18 protein-coding genes are annotated in these 15,894 nt (G+C 68.9%); 13 read left to right on the forward strand and 5 right to left on the reverse strand.

Going from position 1 to position 15,894, the window contains the following annotated elements:
* Positions 1-37 precede the first annotated feature (37 nt).
* The 3 genes from priA to AC1DHY_RS15190 all read left to right on the forward strand — a co-directional run bounded on the left by priA (position 38) and on the right by AC1DHY_RS15190 (position 3,073).
* Positions 38-784 (forward strand): bifunctional 1-(5-phosphoribosyl)-5-((5-phosphoribosylamino)methylideneamino)imidazole-4-carboxamide isomerase/phosphoribosylanthranilate isomerase PriA, encoded by a 747-nt coding sequence (gene priA / locus AC1DHY_RS15180; protein WP_476879645.1) that lies wholly within the window; start codon positions 38-40, stop codon positions 782-784.
* 12 nt (positions 785-796) lie between these two features.
* Complete coding sequence (locus tag AC1DHY_RS15185) at positions 797-1,687, forward strand: SseB family protein (protein WP_476879646.1); 891 nt, start codon at positions 797-799, stop codon at positions 1,685-1,687.
* A 63-nt stretch (positions 1,688-1,750) separates the two neighbouring features.
* The gene (locus AC1DHY_RS15190; protein ID WP_476903862.1) at positions 1,751-3,073 is read left to right on the forward strand and encodes an MFS transporter; all 1,323 of its coding nucleotides are present in this window, start codon (positions 1,751-1,753) and stop codon (positions 3,071-3,073) included.
* Positions 3,074-3,250: 177 nt separating this feature from the next.
* Here the strand turns inward: AC1DHY_RS15190 and AC1DHY_RS15195 are convergent, their stop codons facing one another.
* Positions 3,251-3,637, reverse strand: a complete 387-nt coding sequence (locus AC1DHY_RS15195; RefSeq protein ID WP_476880688.1) for a DUF1844 domain-containing protein — start codon at positions 3,635-3,637, stop codon at positions 3,251-3,253.
* 382 nt (positions 3,638-4,019) lie between these two features.
* Between AC1DHY_RS15195 and infC the strand changes: the two genes are divergently transcribed.
* The 4 genes from infC to AC1DHY_RS15215 all read left to right on the forward strand — a co-directional run bounded on the left by infC (position 4,020) and on the right by AC1DHY_RS15215 (position 6,963).
* On the forward strand, positions 4,020-5,099 hold the full coding sequence (infC, locus tag AC1DHY_RS15200) for a translation initiation factor IF-3 (RefSeq protein ID WP_476903863.1): 1,080 nt from the start codon (positions 4,020-4,022) through the stop codon (positions 5,097-5,099).
* A 115-nt stretch (positions 5,100-5,214) separates the two neighbouring features.
* The gene (gene rpmI / locus AC1DHY_RS15205) at positions 5,215-5,409 is read left to right on the forward strand and encodes a 50S ribosomal protein L35 (RefSeq protein WP_009358635.1); all 195 of its coding nucleotides are present in this window, start codon (positions 5,215-5,217) and stop codon (positions 5,407-5,409) included.
* 119 nt (positions 5,410-5,528) lie between these two features.
* Positions 5,529-5,999: a 50S ribosomal protein L20 gene (rplT, locus tag AC1DHY_RS15210; protein ID WP_476878036.1), complete on the forward strand. Its 471-nt coding sequence runs from the start codon at positions 5,529-5,531 to the stop codon at positions 5,997-5,999.
* A 64-nt stretch (positions 6,000-6,063) separates the two neighbouring features.
* The gene (locus tag AC1DHY_RS15215; RefSeq protein ID WP_476878037.1) at positions 6,064-6,963 is read left to right on the forward strand and encodes a TrmH family RNA methyltransferase; all 900 of its coding nucleotides are present in this window, start codon (positions 6,064-6,066) and stop codon (positions 6,961-6,963) included.
* A 127-nt stretch (positions 6,964-7,090) separates the two neighbouring features.
* On the opposite strand, the gene AC1DHY_RS15220 is transcribed toward AC1DHY_RS15215, so the two are convergent.
* Positions 7,091-7,357: a GlsB/YeaQ/YmgE family stress response membrane protein gene (locus AC1DHY_RS15220; RefSeq protein WP_476878038.1), complete on the reverse strand. Its 267-nt coding sequence runs from the start codon at positions 7,355-7,357 to the stop codon at positions 7,091-7,093.
* Positions 7,358-7,587: 230 nt separating this feature from the next.
* On the opposite strand from AC1DHY_RS15220, the gene AC1DHY_RS15225 reads away from it, so the two are divergent.
* Positions 7,588-8,508: a cation diffusion facilitator family transporter gene (locus tag AC1DHY_RS15225; RefSeq protein WP_476878039.1), complete on the forward strand. Its 921-nt coding sequence runs from the start codon at positions 7,588-7,590 to the stop codon at positions 8,506-8,508.
* A 53-nt stretch (positions 8,509-8,561) separates the two neighbouring features.
* On the opposite strand, the gene AC1DHY_RS15230 is transcribed toward AC1DHY_RS15225, so the two are convergent.
* Positions 8,562-9,770: an MFS transporter gene (locus AC1DHY_RS15230; RefSeq protein ID WP_476878040.1), complete on the reverse strand. Its 1,209-nt coding sequence runs from the start codon at positions 9,768-9,770 to the stop codon at positions 8,562-8,564.
* A 174-nt stretch (positions 9,771-9,944) separates the two neighbouring features.
* Here AC1DHY_RS15230 and AC1DHY_RS15235 point away from each other — a divergent pair, with 174 nt between their 5' ends.
* From AC1DHY_RS15235 to AC1DHY_RS15250, 4 genes are read left to right on the forward strand one after another with little or no spacing between them, the layout of a single operon-like run.
* A complete protein-coding gene (locus AC1DHY_RS15235; protein WP_476878041.1) occupies positions 9,945-10,388 on the forward strand; it encodes a (deoxy)nucleoside triphosphate pyrophosphohydrolase in 444 nt (147 codons plus the stop codon).
* Positions 10,389-10,430: 42 nt separating this feature from the next.
* The gene (locus tag AC1DHY_RS15240) at positions 10,431-11,588 is read left to right on the forward strand and encodes a Re/Si-specific NAD(P)(+) transhydrogenase subunit alpha (RefSeq protein WP_476878042.1); all 1,158 of its coding nucleotides are present in this window, start codon (positions 10,431-10,433) and stop codon (positions 11,586-11,588) included.
* Positions 11,588-11,956: an NAD(P) transhydrogenase subunit alpha part 2 gene (locus AC1DHY_RS15245; RefSeq protein WP_476878043.1), complete on the forward strand. Its 369-nt coding sequence runs from the start codon at positions 11,588-11,590 to the stop codon at positions 11,954-11,956. The genes AC1DHY_RS15240 and AC1DHY_RS15245 overlap by 1 nt, the downstream gene beginning before the upstream one ends.
* On the forward strand, positions 11,953-13,326 hold the full coding sequence (locus tag AC1DHY_RS15250) for an NAD(P)(+) transhydrogenase (Re/Si-specific) subunit beta (protein ID WP_476878044.1): 1,374 nt from the start codon (positions 11,953-11,955) through the stop codon (positions 13,324-13,326). The genes AC1DHY_RS15245 and AC1DHY_RS15250 overlap by 4 nt, the downstream gene beginning before the upstream one ends.
* 28 nt (positions 13,327-13,354) lie before the next feature.
* Here AC1DHY_RS15250 and AC1DHY_RS15255 read toward each other — a convergent pair whose 3' ends face one another.
* Positions 13,355-14,521, reverse strand: coding sequence for an Rv2578c family radical SAM protein (locus AC1DHY_RS15255; RefSeq protein ID WP_476903864.1), 1,167 nt, complete (start codon positions 14,519-14,521; stop codon positions 13,355-13,357).
* 92 nt (positions 14,522-14,613) lie between these two features.
* On the opposite strand from AC1DHY_RS15255, the gene pcp reads away from it, so the two are divergent.
* On the forward strand, positions 14,614-15,255 hold the full coding sequence (gene pcp, locus AC1DHY_RS15260; protein WP_476878046.1) for a pyroglutamyl-peptidase I: 642 nt from the start codon (positions 14,614-14,616) through the stop codon (positions 15,253-15,255).
* On the opposite strand, the gene AC1DHY_RS15265 is transcribed toward pcp, so the two are convergent.
* Entirely contained in the window at positions 15,256-15,894 is a 639-nt protein-coding gene (locus AC1DHY_RS15265; RefSeq protein WP_476878047.1) for an SIMPL domain-containing protein, read from the reverse strand.

The raw sequence follows: 15,894 nt of genomic DNA on the forward strand, positions 1-15,894 counted from the left end.
GACGAATTCCTGACCCCTAATCCGTGAGGACCCTCCGATGACCACCGAAACCGCGCTGCCCGTCCTTGAGTTGCTCCCCGCCGTCGACGTCGTAAACGGCCAGGCCGTGCGCCTGGTCCAGGGCGAGGCCGGCAGTGAAACCAGCTACGGCACCCCGCTGGAAGCCGCGCTGAACTGGCAGGACCAGGGCGCCGAATGGGTCCACCTGGTGGACCTCGACGCAGCCTTCGGCCGCGGTTCGAACGCGGAACTCCTGCGCGAAGTGGTGGGCCGGCTCGACATCAAGGTGGAACTCTCCGGCGGACTGCGCGACGACGAGTCCCTGGAAAAGGCGCTGGAGCTTGGGGTGGCCCGGGTCAACCTCGGCACGGCGGCGCTCGAGAACCCCGAGTGGACCGAACGCGTGATCGAGCGGTTCGGCGACAAGATCGCCGTCGGCCTCGACGTCCGCGGCACCACCCTCGCCGGCCGCGGCTGGACCAAGGAAGGCGGCGACCTCTGGGAGGTCCTGGGCCGTCTGGAGGACGCCGGCTGCGCCCGCTACGTCGTCACCGACGTCACCAAGGACGGCACGCTCCAGGGGCCCAACGTTGAACTGCTCCGCCAGATGGTCGAGAAGACCGGAAAGCCCGTGGTGGCCTCCGGCGGCATCTCCAGCCTCGAAGACCTCAAGGTCCTGCGCTCGCTCGTGCCCCTGGGTGTCGAGGGCGCGATTGTCGGCAAGGCCCTCTACAACGGCAACTTCACGCTGCCCGAAGCCCTCGACGTCGCCGGCCGCCGCTAGCCCGGACCCTTCATGGAGCCCAACACCCAGCCCGGCCCGCGCGCCCTGCCCGGCCACATCGCCGCCGCCCTTGCCGGGGCGGGCGGCCCGGCCGATTCCGCCGGGCAGCCCTGGGCCGGCCGGAGCCTCACCGGCGAAGACGCCAAGATCCACAATTTCGAGGACGACGACGGCGCTGCCGACGCCGGCTATCTCGCGGCCCTGGCCGATCTCGCTGCCGGCCGCGGGGACGAGGCGGCCGTGGTGGCGGCCCTGGCAACCGCACGGGTGTTCGTGCCGATCGTGGCCACCCTGGCCGAGGAAGCGGAGGCCGTCGCCGGCCCCCATGGCGACCACGTCCATGGCGACAAGCAAGCGGATATGGCCCTCGTGACCCTCAAGGCGCCGGACGGCCGCACGGCGCTGCCGGCCTTCACCTCGGCCGCGGCACTGGCCGCCTGGCATCCCGAGGCCAGGCCCGTGGCCGTGTACGCGGCGCGCGCCGCGCTGTCCGCCGTCGCCGAAACCGCCGAACTGCTGGTGCTGGACCCCGGCTCCGCCACCACCTTCGTGGTGCGCCGGCCCGCCGTCTGGTCACTCGCCCGGCAAGAGGCCTGGACACCCAGCTACAGCGATCCCGCGGTGGCCGCATCGGTCGGCGACGCCGCTGCCGGCATCCCGGCGCTCCGCCGCGTGGAGATCCACCCGGGCGGCGGGGTTGCCTCAATGCAGGCCGGCGGGCAGCAGCTTGCCGGCGGCGGCTCCGGTCCGGAACTGCGGGTTGTGCTGTACCTTGAAGACGGACTCGACGCCGCCGCGGTGCAGTCCCTCGTGGCCGGCCTCAACGAGGCCCTGGCCCGGAATGAAACATTTGCTGAACGGGTTGACTCGATGGAAATCAAGTTGCAGCGCGCAGCTCAATAGGCCACGGCCCGCACCCAGAGTTCACGGTGCTGCCGACGGCAGTACACAAAGGAATGCAGTTTCGTGAATTTCGCGCTTTACCGGGACCTGCTGGCTGTGCGGCCCATCAGGAACCTCCTGCTGGTGGGTATGGTGGCCCGCATCCCGCACTCGGCCGCGGGGGTCCTGCTGACCCTGCACATCGTCCTGAGCCTGGGCCAGGGGTACGCAGCCGCAGGTGCGGCCGCCGCGGTGATGACCATCGGCATCGCCGTCGGGGCCCCCTGGCGTGGCCGCCGGGTCGACACGGTGGGCCTGCGGAAGGCCCTCATCCCGTCCGTTGTCTCGGAAACCGTTATCTGGTCGATCGTGCCGCACGTCAGCTATGAACTCCTGCTGCCGCTGGTGTTCGTCGGCGGCCTGCTGACGCTGCCGATCTTCAGCGTCGTCCGCCAGTCGCTGGGAATCCTTGCCAGCGGCGAGCAGCGCCGGACGGCGTTCGCCCTCGACGCGATCAGCACGGAGCTGGTCTTTATGATCGGTCCCGCCGCCGGAGCACTGGTGGCCACCGCGGGTTTCTCCGTGCTGGGGCTCACGGTGGTGGGCGTTGCGACGTCCCTGTCCGGTCTGTTCCTGATGTGGATCAACCCGCCCACACGCAGCACCACGACCGGCCCGAAACCGGAGCAGGTTTTCGCCGCGGCCCAGCAGGAAGGCGCGGAGGCAGCATTGGTCGCCGCCGCGCCCGCCCACCTGCAGGAGGCTGCAGCGGAGCTGGCGCCCCTGGCGGCTGCGGAGGAGCGACGCAAGGACCGGCTTGGCCTGCGGCATAAGGTCATCCACAACTTCGCCTGGTTCACCGCGGCAGTCGCGGCTGTCTTCGCTGTCGCGTCCGGGGCCGGCATGGTCCTCAGCGGTACCGACGTCGGCATCGTCGCCGCCCTGCAGACCGGCGGGCATCAGTCCGAAATCGGAATCGTCTTCCTCTTCTGGTGCGCGGCCTCGGTGCTGGGCGGGCTCGTCTACGGCGCCATGCACCGGCCCGTCTCGCCCATCCTGCTCCTCCTCGGCATGTCAGCACTGACGCTGCCGATGGCGTTCGCTCAGGACACCTGGACCCTGGCGTTGCTGTCCCTGCTCCCGGGCCTGCTCTGCGCACCCGTGCTCTCAGCCGCCTCCGAAAAAGTGGCCGACCTGGTGGAGGAGGGCCGCCGCGGCGAAGCGATGGGCTGGTACGGCTCTGCCCTGACCGGCGGCGTCGCGCTCGGCGCCCCGCTGGCCGGGCTGTTCATTGACGGCGTGGGACCCGGTGCCGGGTTCGTCTCGGTCGGTGTGGCCGGTGTAGTGCTGTGCCTGGTGGGCCTGCTCCTGCAGTACCGGCGCAGGCGCCGGCTCGCCGCAGCCTAGTCTGCCGGATCCGGAGACCAGCCGCGGACGAACCAGGACCGGCAGGCCCCGCGCCGGCGCCGGGTGACGGTTAAACGGCGACGGCGGGCGGACCGGTATGGTCCGCCCGCCGTCGCAGGCGCCAGGAGTGAGCCGTGCTCTCCTGCTGCCTGCCGTTGCCGGGTTGGTGGCTGTCAGCTAGTTGACGGCACCGGTGTACTTTTCGCCCGGGCCCTTGCCCGGAGCGTCCGGAATCACTGATTCCTCGCGGAACGCCAGCTGCAGGGACCGCAGGCCGTCGCGCAACGGACCGGCGTGCTGGGAGCCGATCTCCGGGGCCGCTGCGGTGACCAGGCCAGCGAGGGCGGTGATCAGCTTGCGGGCCTCGTCCAGGTCCTTGAGCTCTTCGGCATTGTCCTCGGCGGCCAGGCCGAGCTTCACGGCGGCTGCGCTCATCAGGTGCACGGCGGCGGTGGTGATGACTTCGATCGCGGGAACCTCGGAGATGTCGCGGATCTGCTGGGAGACGTCGTCCTGGCCACCGGCCGGCTGGTAAACATGTGAATTACTATCTGAAGTGCTCATGCTGGTAAGCTTGTCACAGACCAACTGAATGTCGTTATTCCAGCAGTTCCGGAAGCCCGACGGCGCACATGTGCGTTGAGCGGGTATCTTTCTGTAGGATTGGTTTTCAGTTTGCAAGCGGAGTTCTCTCCCACCCGCGTCAGCCGCGAGTATTCCCCAGGAATCAAGGTTGCCGGGTATCTGGTCGGGCATTCCCTCCGGGCTTCACGCCTGAAGGGCCTGCATGCCGCCTCGTCACGAGGAGGGCAGTTCCGATCTTTGAGGCCTTCGATTGCTCCGGCAGTTGGAGGCCTTCTTCATTTGCCGGCGGAGTACCCCTCACGAACACAGGAGCTTTAACATTAGCGAGCCAAGAATCAATGAGCGTATCCGCGTCCCCGAGGTGCGGCTGGTCGGCCCTGCAGGCGAACAAGTTGGGGTTGTCCGTATTGAGGATGCCCTGCGTTTGGCTGCCGAGTCCGATCTTGATCTCGTTGAAGTTGCACCGCAGGCTAAGCCTCCGGTGTGCAAGCTGATGGACTTCGGCAAGTACAAGTACGAAGCCGCTGTCAAAGCGCGCGAGGCCCGGAAGAACCAGACCAACACGGTCCTGAAGGAAATCCGTTTCCGCCTCAAGATCGACACCCACGACTACGAGACGAAGCGCGGCCACGCGCTCCGCTTCCTCGGCGCCGGTGACAAGGTCAAGGCCATGATCCAGTTCCGCGGCCGCGAGCAGCAGCGCCCCGAAATGGGCATCCGTCTGCTCCAGCGCTTCGCCGACGACGTCGCCGAAGTCGGCGTCGTGGAGTCCAGCCCGCGCATCGATGGCCGCAACATGGTCATGGTGGTGGGTCCGCTGAAGAACAAGGCTGAAGCCAAGGCTGAGGCCCGCCGTGCAACGCAGCGCGCAGAGGCCAAGGCCGAAAATGAAGCCAAGGCATCGGGCCGCGTTGACACTTCAGGTGGAGAAGCGCCCCTGACCCAGTCGCTCGCCGACCTTCTTCCGGAGGGCTACCAGGTCCGGACCGAGGCGTCCGAGACCGAGGCAGCCGCGACGGCTCCGGCGACGGACGCTCCGGCGGCCGAAGCCCCCAAGGCCGAGCCCGAAGCCCCCAAGGCTGACGCGCCCAAGGCCGAGGAAGCCGCAGCCGAGAAGGCTCCGGCAGTCGAAACCCCGGCCCAGGACGAGCCGAAGCAGGAGGCCCCCAAGGCCCCCAAGGCGGCTGCTCCGAAGGCAGCGCCCAAAGCCGCCGCGAAGCCCGCGGTGACCAAGGAGCCTGCCGCCCCCAAGGCGGCGGCACCGAAGGCGCCTGCAGCCCCCAAGGCCCCGGCCGCGGCGGCAACGCCGGCTGCCGACAAGCCTGCACCGAAGCCGGCTGCGGCACCGAAGCCGGTCGCCCGGCCCGCGGCGCCCAAGCCCGCAGCACGGCCGGCGGCCCCCAAGGCCGCCCCGAAGCCGAGCAGCAAGAAGACCAACTAGTTCACGGCTGCCGGACAGTAATGTCAGGCAGCAAGCAACCAGCACGCCGCCCGCAGGGGCGGCTGCACGAAAGACTGCAGACCCCCTCTGCGGATACGTTAGGAGATCGGTTCCCATGCCGAAGATGAAGACCCACAGCGGTGCTAAGAAGCGCTTCAAGCTGACCGGTAGCGGCAAGCTGCGCCGCCAGCAGGCCAACCGCCGCCACTACCTCGAGCACAAGTCCTCCCGGCTGACCCGTCGCCTCGCCGGCGACAAGATCGTCTTCAAGGGCGACGCCAAGGTCATCCGGAAGATGCTCGGCATCTAAGTTCCAAGTTCTCGGACCTGTTGCCACCTGGCAGCGGTCCACTACCAAAAAGGCTTCTCAGGCCAGCCGGGACCTCCGGCAGTAGACGCTTGGGATCAGAATTCTGAAGGAGTACGCACGTGGCACGTGTGAAGAGGGCGGTAAACGCCCACAAGAAGCGCCGGGTTATCCTCGAACGCGCAAAGGGCTACCGTGGACAGCGTTCGCGCCTGTACCGCAAGGCTAAAGAGCAGCTGCTGCACTCGTTTGTGTACAGCTACGGCGACCGCAAGAAGAAGAAGGGCGACTTCCGCCGCCTGTGGATCCAGCGCATCAACGCTGCGTCCCGCGCCAACGGCCTGACCTACAACCGTCTGATCCAGGGCCTGAAGGCCGCTGAGGTCGAGGTTGACCGCCGTATGCTGGCCGAGCTGGCCGTCTCCGACGCCAACGCCTTCGCCGCGCTGGTCAAGGTCGCCAAGGACTCGCTCCCCGCCGACACCTCCGCTCCGGCCGTCCAGGTCGAAGCCGCTTCTGCCCCGAAGGCCGCCAAGAAGGCCCCCGCGAAGAAGCCTGCCGCCAAGAAGGCTGACGCCGAGGCCGCAAAGTAGTTCCTGCCGCCGTCGAAAGACAGCGCGTTCAAGAACCGGCTGCGAAAGCAACTAAGGTTCTTATATGAACGAAACCGGGCGCCCGCAAGACTTCCCACTCTCCAATCCCCGAGCCGATCGGGTGAGGAAGGTGGCACAGCTTGCCGGGCGCCCGGCCCGTTTAAAGCGCAACGAGTTCCTGGTGGAAGGCCCGCAGGCTGTCCGCGAGGCCCTGGCCCTGCACCAGAAGCGGGTCGCCGCGGGGGAGCCCGGTCTGGTCTACGAGGTCTACGCAAGCGAGGCATGCCTGGACCGGCACCCGGAACTGGAGACCCTCGCGGAGGGCACTGCCGCCTATCTGGCCACCGACGAAGTCCTGGCGGCCATGGCTGACACGGTCACCCCGCAGGGCATCCTGGCCGTCTGCGGCACCCTGGACGTGGACCTGGACGCCGTCCTGGACGCCGGCCCGCAACTGCTGGCGGTCCTCTGCCAGGTCCGCGACCCCGGCAATGCCGGCACCGTGCTCCGGGCCGCGGACGCGGCCGGCGCCGACGCCGTCATCCTCACCGCCTCCAGCGTGGACATCTATAACCCCAAGGCCGTGCGCTCGACGGCAGGGTCCCTCTTCCACCTGCCGGTGGTGCTGGGCGCCGACATCGAGGAGCTCGTGGCCCGTTGCAAGGAACGCGGCATCGGGATCCTCGCGGCCGACGGCCAGGGCCAGCTGAACCTGGACACCCTGCAGGACGAGAACGCGGCCCGGCGGCTCGGTGCCTCCGACGCCGAATCCCGGTACTCCCTGGAGCAGCCCACCGCGTGGCTGTTCGGCAACGAGGCCCAGGGACTCTCCGAGGCCGAACTTGCCCTGGCCGACCACCGGGTGGCCGTGCCGGTCTACGGTGCGGCGGAAAGCCTGAACCTGGGCACCGCGGCCACCGTGTGCCTCTACGCCAGCGCCCGCTCCCAGCAGCCGGTCGCCTGAGCCGAGGACTTGACCTCCTCTTAACGAGGGCGGCTGTTAACGACGGCGGCGGGCCCCACCATCCGGTGGGACCCGCCGCCGTCGTACTTTCACTATCCCGGAGCTGCCGGGACCATGGTTGGATGAATTAGGTGGTCTTGTTGCGGCCCGTGATGGCACCGTAGATTCCGGCTACGACGAGGCCGCCGACAATGGCAAGGAGCCAGGAACCGAGATTCCAGAATTCCATCTTGCCGCCGCCGAACAGCAGGTCCCCGATCCAGCCGCCGACAATGGCTCCGACGACGCCGAGCACGAGGCTGGTGACCCAGCCGCCGCCGACCCTGCCAGGCATGACTGCCTTAACGATTGCACCTACAATGAGTCCGAGAATGATCCAGCCTAGAAAGCCCATTTCTCCTCCTACATATTCGTCGGCATTCACCTTAGGAATCCCGAATATGGCTTCAAGCTAACACAGCGCGATGCCGGTGTCAGTAACATCACACTCAATCGTTACGTAGCTCTTCCGGCCCCGCCGTGGCGCGTCAGCGGGCCCGGAACGGGTACGGTATTCCTTGCGGAAGCGGGCGCCGCGCGGCGTCCCGGATCATCCTGACAAACCCCTCCAAAGGAGACGTTCTCTTGGCTGCAAACGGCGGTACCAAGGCGATTATCGCGGCCCTTGCCGCGAACCTGACAATTGCCGTCCTCAAATTCATTGCGTTCGTCCTGACGCTGTCCTCATCGATGCTCGCGGAGGCCATCCACTCGCTCGCGGATTCGGGGAACCAGCTGCTGTTGCTGGTCGGCGGGAAACGGGCCAAGAAGGAAGCCAGCCCGGAGCACCCGTTCGGCTACGGCCGGGAACGCTACATCTACGCGTTCATCGTCTCGATTGTGCTCTTCTCCGTGGGCGGCCTGTTCGCCCTCTATGAGGCGTGGGGCAAGATCCAGCACCCGCACGGCATCGAAGGGGACTTCTGGTGGGTCCCGCTGGCTGTGCTGGTGGGCGCCATCATCGCGGAGTCGTTCTCGTTCCGGACCGCCATCAAGGAATCCAACCCGCTGCGGGGCAAGCAGAGCTGGATCCACTTCATCCGCAACGCCAAACAGCCCGAGCTGCCCGTCATTCTGCTGGAGGACTTCGGCGCCCTGCTGGGCCTGGTATTCGCGCTGTTCGGCGTCGGACTGACCCTGGCCACCGGGAACGGCATCTGGGACGCGCTGGGCACCGGCATGATCGGCCTGCTGCTGGTGGCGATCGCCGCCGTGCTGGCCGTGGAAACCAAGTCCCTGCTGCTGGGGGAGTCCGCCACGCGCACCGACGTCGCCAAGATCCGCGAGGCCATCGAATCCGACGGCACCCGCATCATCCACATCAAGACCATGCACCTGGGTCCGGAGGAGCTGTTGGTAGCAGCCAAGATCAGCATCGGTGCCGCGGACTCCGGCCGGGACATCGCCGCGGCGATCGACGCGGCCGAGGCCCGGATCCGCGCGTCCGTCCCCACCGCGCGGGTGATCTACCTCGAACCGGACGTCGAGCGGGTTACCGCCGGTTAAGTCCGGGCAGAGTCCTGCGCTGCCGGGGGCCGCTGTCCAGTACCGCCGTGCGGCTACTGGACCAGCGGCCTCTTGCGTTCCACCGCGCCGCTGAGCAGTGCGACGCCGAGTCCCAGGATGGCCAGCACGGCACCCACGAGGGCCGGTGCCACGTAGCCCCAGCCCCAGGCGATGACCAGGCCACCGAGAAACGCGCCGAGGGCGTTGGCCACGTTCAGGGCCGCGTGGTTCAGGGAGGACGCCAGCGACGGTGCGTCGGGCGAGGCGTCAAGGAGCCTTGTCTGCAGCGCCGGGACGAGCATGGAGCCGGCGCCGCCGACCACAAAGACCATCACAAACGCCGACCACGGCCAGTGCACCGCCACGGCGTACACCACCAGGGCCACGGCCACGCCGGGCAGGACCCAATAGATGGTGCCCATCACGGACCGGTCCGCGATGCGTCCGCCGACGATGTTGCCCACCACCATGCCCACCCCATACAAGGCCACCACCAGGGGCAGCCATTCCGCGGGGATGCCGGCCACGGAGGTCATGGTGTGGGCAATGTACGTGTAGGTGGCGAAGAAGCCGCCGAAGCCGACGACGCCGATCAGCACCGCGAGCCAGACCTGCAGCCGCTTGAGTGCCCCGAGCTCCCGCCGGATGCTGGCATCCGCGTGGGGCTCCTGGTAGGGAACGAACTTCCAGAGCATCACCATCGTGGCGATCCCAATGACGCCGACCAGCAGGAAGAGCAGCCGCCAGCCAAAGGACTGCCCCAGCCAGGTCCCGAAGGGCACACCGATGACATTGGAGACGGTCAGGCCCGCCATCACCATCGAGATGGCCCAGCCCCGCCGGGTCGGGGCGACCAGGGATGAGGCAATGACCGCCGCGACGCCGAAGAACGCACCGTGCGGCAGGCCCGCGGCGAAGCGGGACACCAGCATGGTGCCGTAGTCCGGGGCGATAAAGGAGCTGAGGTTGGCCAGGCTGAAGAACAGCATGAGCCCGAGCGCGAGGTATTTGCGCGGCATTTTGGCGCCGACGGCGGCCAGGACCGGGGCGCCGACCACCACACCCAGGGCGTAGGCGGAGATCAGGTGCCCGGCTTCCGGGGTGCCGATGTCCAGCCCCCGTTCCACCTCCTTGAGCAGGCCCATCATGGTGAACTCGGTGGTGCCGATGCCGAATCCGCCCATGGCGAGGGCAAGGATGGCGAGGGTCAGGTGGCGCGTGCCGGTTTTGGGCGTCGCGGGGGAGTCTTGGGTGGTTGTCATCCGTCTGCTTTTCGGGAATTGTCCGGGCCGGGGCCCGGAGAAGGCGGCGTCGTAATTCGGTGGGGTCTCTGTGCAGGGAACGCGGGGGACCTGCCCCGGTATTCCAGCGCCGGACGCCGGGTCTCCACCATTCTCCCCCGGCAGGGCACCTGCGGCGCCCCTAGACTGGTGGACGTGACTGAACTCATCAACGTCGTCGGCGGGGCAGTGGTCGATTCCCTTGCGTCCCCCCGGAACCTCCTGGTGGCCCGGCGGACGGCGCCGCCACAGTTCGCCGGCATGTGGGAGTTCCCCGGCGGCAAAGTGGACCCCGGCGAAACCCCGGAACGCGCGCTGCACCGGGAACTGAAGGAAGAACTCGGGGTGGAGGTCCGGCTGGGGCCGGAGCTGGCCGCCGCGGCACCGTCCGGCTGGCCGCTCAACGAACGGGCCGTGATGCGGGTCTGGTTTGCCGAGCTGGCGGCGGGCACGCCGGAGCCCCTGGAGGACCACGACGAACTGCGGTGGGTGGCCCTGGCCAACCCGGACGAAGTCCTGCGGCTGCCCTGGATCCCGGCCGACCTTCCCATTGTGGAGGCACTCCTGGCCGCCGCCGCGGCCGAACCCTCGCCAAACTGACACCTGTATGTCTACGCTGGGGCGAACCGAGAGGAGCTGGGCGTGCAGGTCGGGGTCAGACGGGAACAGCGTGCCGGGGAACGCAGGGTTGCGGCCACCCCCGAGACAGTGCGGCAGCTGACGGGTCTTGGCCTGTCGGTGCTGGTGGAATGCGGGGCCGGCACCGCCGCCGGGTATAACGACGCCGACTACGAGGCGGCCGGTGCGGTCCTGACCCCGGCGCTGCCGCTGGCGGCCCTAGATGTCCTGCTGCACGTCCGTCCGCTTTCGCCCGAGACCGCCGCGGAGCTGCGCGCCGGGACCGTCACCGTCGGCTTCGCGTCCCCGGCCTCGGAGCTGCAGACGGTGGGGGCCCTTGCCGCCGCGGGGGTGACGTCCTTCGCCCTCGAACTCGTGCCGCGGATTTCCCGTGCACAGTCCATGGACGCCCTGAGTTCGCAGTCCCTAGTCGCCGGCTACCGCGCCGTGCTGGAGGCGGCCCTGCGCTACCCGAGGTTTTTCCCCCTCTACATGACCGCTGCGGGGACCATCCCGCCGGCCCGGGTGCTGGTCCTGGGCGCCGGCGTTGCGGGGCTCCAGGCGATCGGCACCGCGAAACGCCTTGGCGCCCGGGTCTCCGCCAACGACATCCGGGCCGCGTCAGCCGACGAGGTCGCATCGATGGGCGGCACCTTTATCAACCTGGAGCTCGACGCCCGGGCCGCGGACACCCCCGCCGAGGGCACCGGCGGATACGCCCGCGAGCTCGCCGAAGACCGGGCCGACCGGCAGCGGGCCCTGCTGGCGCCGCACGTCGCCGCAGCGGATGTGCTCATCACCACCGCGGCGATCCCTGGCCGGCCGGCGCCGCTGCTGGTCACCGCCGCTATGGTCGCCGCGATGAAGGCGGGATCCGTGGTGGTGGACCTCGCCGCCGAGTCCGGCGGGAACGTGGAGGGCGTCATCGCCGGCCGGGACGTCCTGGTTCCCGTCCCGGGCGGGACCGTGACACTGGTGGGAATGCAGGACGCGGCCTCCGCCGTCGCCTCGGACGCGTCCCGGCTGTACGCCAAGAACGTGGCCAATTTGCTGGCCCTGATGACCACGGACGGGAAGGTGGTCCCGGACTTCGACGACGACGTCGTCGCCGGCGCGTGCCTGACCCACGGCGGCGCCGTCCGCCACGCCGGCACCGCGGCAGCGATGGAGGCACTGAACTAATGGACGCAGTCACGTTGCTCACCGTGGTGGTGCTCGCCGTCTTTGTCGGCTTCGAAGTGGTCTCCAAAGTCACCAGTAAGCTGCACACCCCGCTGATGTCCGGCGCCAACGCCATCCACGGCATCATCCTGGTCGGCGCGGTCATCGTCGCCGGCCAGGCGGGGGAGCCCTGGCTGCTGGCCGTCGCCCTGCTGGCGGTGGTCCTGGCCACCGCCAACCTGGTGGGCGGCTTTGTGGTCACCGACCGGATGCTGGAAATGTTCGGCCCGCGGAAAACGGCCCCTCCCGCGGATCCGTCCGGAGCTCCGCCCGGAGCCCGGACCGGGGCCGGGACCGTCGCCGGCGACCCGGGGGAGGGCCGGCGATGAGCATTCTCGCCCCGGGGTGGACCGCGCTGCTGTACCTGGTGGCCGCCGTGTGCTTCATTCTCGCGCTGAAAGGCCTTAGCTCGCCGAAGACCGCCCGCCGCGGCAACGCGATCGGGGCCGCCGGGGCGGTGGTGGCGCTGGTGACCGTGTTCCTCTCCGGGCGGCTGGAGAACATACCGCTGATCCTCGCCGCCATCGCCGTGGGCACCGCCCTCGCCGTTCCCGTGGCACGGCGGGTGCAGATGACCCAGATGCCGCAACTGGTGGCCCTGTTCAACGGGGTGGGCGGCGGAGCGGCTGCCCTGGTCGCCGTACTGGAACTCGGTCACAGCGACGACCCCTGGGTCCGCCTCGCCGTGGTCTTCACCCTCCTTGTCGGGGCGGTGTCCTTCGCCGGATCGGCCGTGACTGTGGGGAAGCTGCAGGAACTGATCAGCACCCGCCCGCTGCTCTTCCCGGGGATGCCCGCCGTGATGGTCCTTGTCCTGGCCGGTGCCCTGACGGCCGGCGCCCTCGTGGTGCTGACCGGTTCGCCCGGCTGGGCCGGCGTACTGCTGGTCCTGGGCCTGGCAGCCGGGCTCCTACTGGTACTCCCGGTCGGGGGCGCCGACGTGCCGATCGTAATTTCGCTGCTCAACGCGTTCACCGGCCTCGCCGTCGCCGCGTCCGGGGTGGTGCTGGGCAATGTGCTGCTGCTCGTCGCCGGGACCCTTGTGGGGGCCAGCGGCACCATCCTGACCAAGGTGATGGCCTCCGCCATGGGCCGCGGTGTTACGGGGATCATGTTCGGCGCCTTCCGCGGCGGCTCGACGGCGGGATCCACGGCCCTGAGCGACCAGCCGGTGCGCTCCTCCTCGGCGGAGGATGTGGCCGTTCAGCTCGGGTACGCCCAACGTGTCGTGATCGTCCCGGGCTACGGACTGGCGGTGGCCCAGGGCCAGCACACGGTGGCCGAGCTCGCCACAGCCCTGGCCGCCAGGGGAGTGGACGTGGTGTTCGCCATCCATCCGGTGGCCGGGAGGATGCCCGGGCACATGAACGTGCTGCTGGCCGAAGCCAACGTGCCGTACGAATCACTGCGGGAACTCGACGAGGTCAACCCCGAATTCGCCAACACGGACATCGCACTGGTGGTGGGCGCCAACGACGTCGTCAACCCTGCGGCGAAGTCCTCCCCGGGGTCACCGATCTATGGAATGCCGATCCTTGAGGTGGTGCAGGCGCAACAGGTGGTATTCCTCAAACGCTCGATGCGCCCGGGATTTGCAGGCATCGAAAACGAGCTCCTGCACGATCCCAAAACCACACTGTTGTTCGGCGACGCCAAGGATTCATTGTCCAAGGTCCTCGGCGCAGTCAAGATCCTCTAGCCGGCAGGACCCAAGCGCGGACCGGGTCTCAGAACAGCGTGGCCTGCCCGGCCGAGGTGCCAGCCGGATTCCCGGCCGCGGCTCCGGTCGCGGCTCCGGCCGCGGTTACCGGCTCCGGGATGCTCCCTGCCGGGTACTGGGCTTCCTCGTCCCGGGGGTCGACGTTGAGGTCGCGGTGGCTGAACCCGGAGGACCCCAGGAAACCGTGCCGGGACTTGAAATACCGGATGCGCCCGGCCAGCCACTCCCGGTATTCCTTCGACGCGTAGGAGCCGGTGCCGTAGAGGCGGCGGTACCTGCCGGCGAGCTGGGGATGTTCGCGGGCGATCCACTGCATAAACCATTCGCGGGTGCCTGGTTTGAGGTAAAGGGCGCCGGCCGTGACACCGGTAGCGCCGGCCGCCGCCAGCGAGCCGAAGAGTGAATCCAAGGCCTCGTCGGAGTCGGAGAGCCAGGGCAGGATCGGCATGGCCATCACGCCGCAGGGAAGGCCGGCCTCCCGCAGGCGGGAGACCAGTTTCAGCCGCGCCCGCGGGCCGGGGGTCCCAGGTTCCACGGCTTCGGACAGCGTCTCGTCGGTCATGGCCAGCGATATTCCCACGCCTACGGGGACCTGGGCGGCGGCATGCTTGAGCAGCGGGATGTCGCGGGACAGCAACGTACCTTTGGTGAGGATGGACAGCGGAGTGCCGGAGTCGGCCAGGGCGCCGATGATCCCGGGCATCAGCCGGTAGCGGCCCTCGGCGCGCTGGTACGGGTCCGTGTTGGTGCCCAGGGCTACGTGCTGGCGCTGCCAGGATGCCTTGGCCAATTCTTTGCGCAGGACTTCCGCTGCGTTGATTTTCACCACCACCTGGCTGTCAAAGTCCAGGCCGGCGTCGAAGTCCAGGTACGTGTGGCTCTTGCGGGCGAAGCAGTAGACGCAGGCGTGGCTGCAGCCACGGTAGGGATTGACGGTCCAGTCGAAGGGCATACGGGAACCGGCGACCACCTTGTTGAGCACCGATTTGGCAGTGACCTCATGGAAAGTGACCCCGGCAAACTCGGGGGTGGAGACGGACCGGACCAGTCCGGCCAGCGGGAGCAGCGCGGGAGCGGCCTGCGCCGGACCGCGCCCGGGCCCGGTGCCTGACGGGTCAGCTGGTTCTCCGGTGGCTGGTCCGGCGGGCTTCAGTGCTTGCGCGTCCCATCTCATGAGTACATTCGAATATATGTTCGAAGTTAAGTCAAGGACTGCGGCACCAGGATTCTGCGTTGCGGCCGGCAGTGCGTTGCTAGGCTGGGCGCATGATCCTCCTGACCGGCTTTGAACCCTTCGGCGGCGAAACCACCAACCCGTCCTGGACCGCGGCGCACCACGCGGCGGAGCTGCTCAGAGCCGACGGACACGACGCCGTGGCCGTCGAACTGCCCTGCGTGTTCGGGGAGGCGCTCACGGTCCTCGACGAGGCGCTGGCGCAGTACCGTCCGGAACTCGTGGTCTGCGCGGGACAGGCCGGCGGCCGGGCCCGGATCTCGCTGGAGCGGATTGCGATCAACTGCGACGACGCACGGATTCCGGACAATGCGGGCCACGCGCCCGTGGACGAACCGGTGGTTCCCGGTGCCCCTGCGGCCTACTTCAGCACCCTTCCGCTGAAGGCGGCCGTGGCGGCGCTCGCCGGTGCGGGGATTCCTGCCGAGGTCTCGCAGACCGCCGGCACGTATGTGTGCAATCACGTCTTTTACGGCCTGATGCACAGCCTGCGGCTGAGCCCCGCCATCCGCGGCGGCTTCGTCCATGTCCCGTACGGCCCGGACCAGGTGCCGGCCGGGAGCGGGTTCGCCTCGCTGCCGCTGGAACAGATGGCGCAGGCGCTCGCCGTCGTCGTCCGGACAGCACTGGCGACGACGGCGGATCTCAGGATCGCTGCCGGCGCGACCCACTGATTACTCCAGCAGTTCCCACACGACGTCGACGGCGGCGGTGACCTCGGCGCCGCCCGCCTCGACCGTCAATACCTCCGACGCGACGGCCCGCTGGATCCCGGCCAGCGGGATCGGGCCGGCGTGGCCCGGCTGTCGGGTCACCGACAGGGCGCGGCCCAGCCGGGCTCCAGCCAGGGCGGCGAAGTGCCCGGCGGTTGTCACGGCATCGTGCCACGCCGCCTCCCGGGCCCGGGCTTCCACCCCGGCAGGGTCGGCGAACCCCAGCTCCAGGCCGTTGAGGCGTACGTCGTCCCCGCCGGCGGCCACCGCCGCGGCGATGATGCGGGAGGCGTCGGCCATTACCCGGAGCCGGACACTGAGGCTACTCGTGGCCAGATACCCGGAGACAAGCTGGCCCCGGCCCTCCTGCCAGCTGACCTCGGCCCGGACGTTCAGCCCTGTTGTGGTGATGTCCGCGCCGGGCACATTCTGCCCGCGAAGCGCTGCCGTCACGGCGGCGGACGCTCTGGCGGCCTCCCCGTAGGCGGCCTCCACCCCGGGGCGGCGGCATTCGACGCCGAGGGAAAGCGTCAGCAGGTCCGGGGCCGCTTCCGCGGCACCGGTGCCCGTCACCGTGATGGTCCTGGGAGTTTCCGTCAT

The organism is Arthrobacter sp. 05L44, assembly GCF_056397605.1.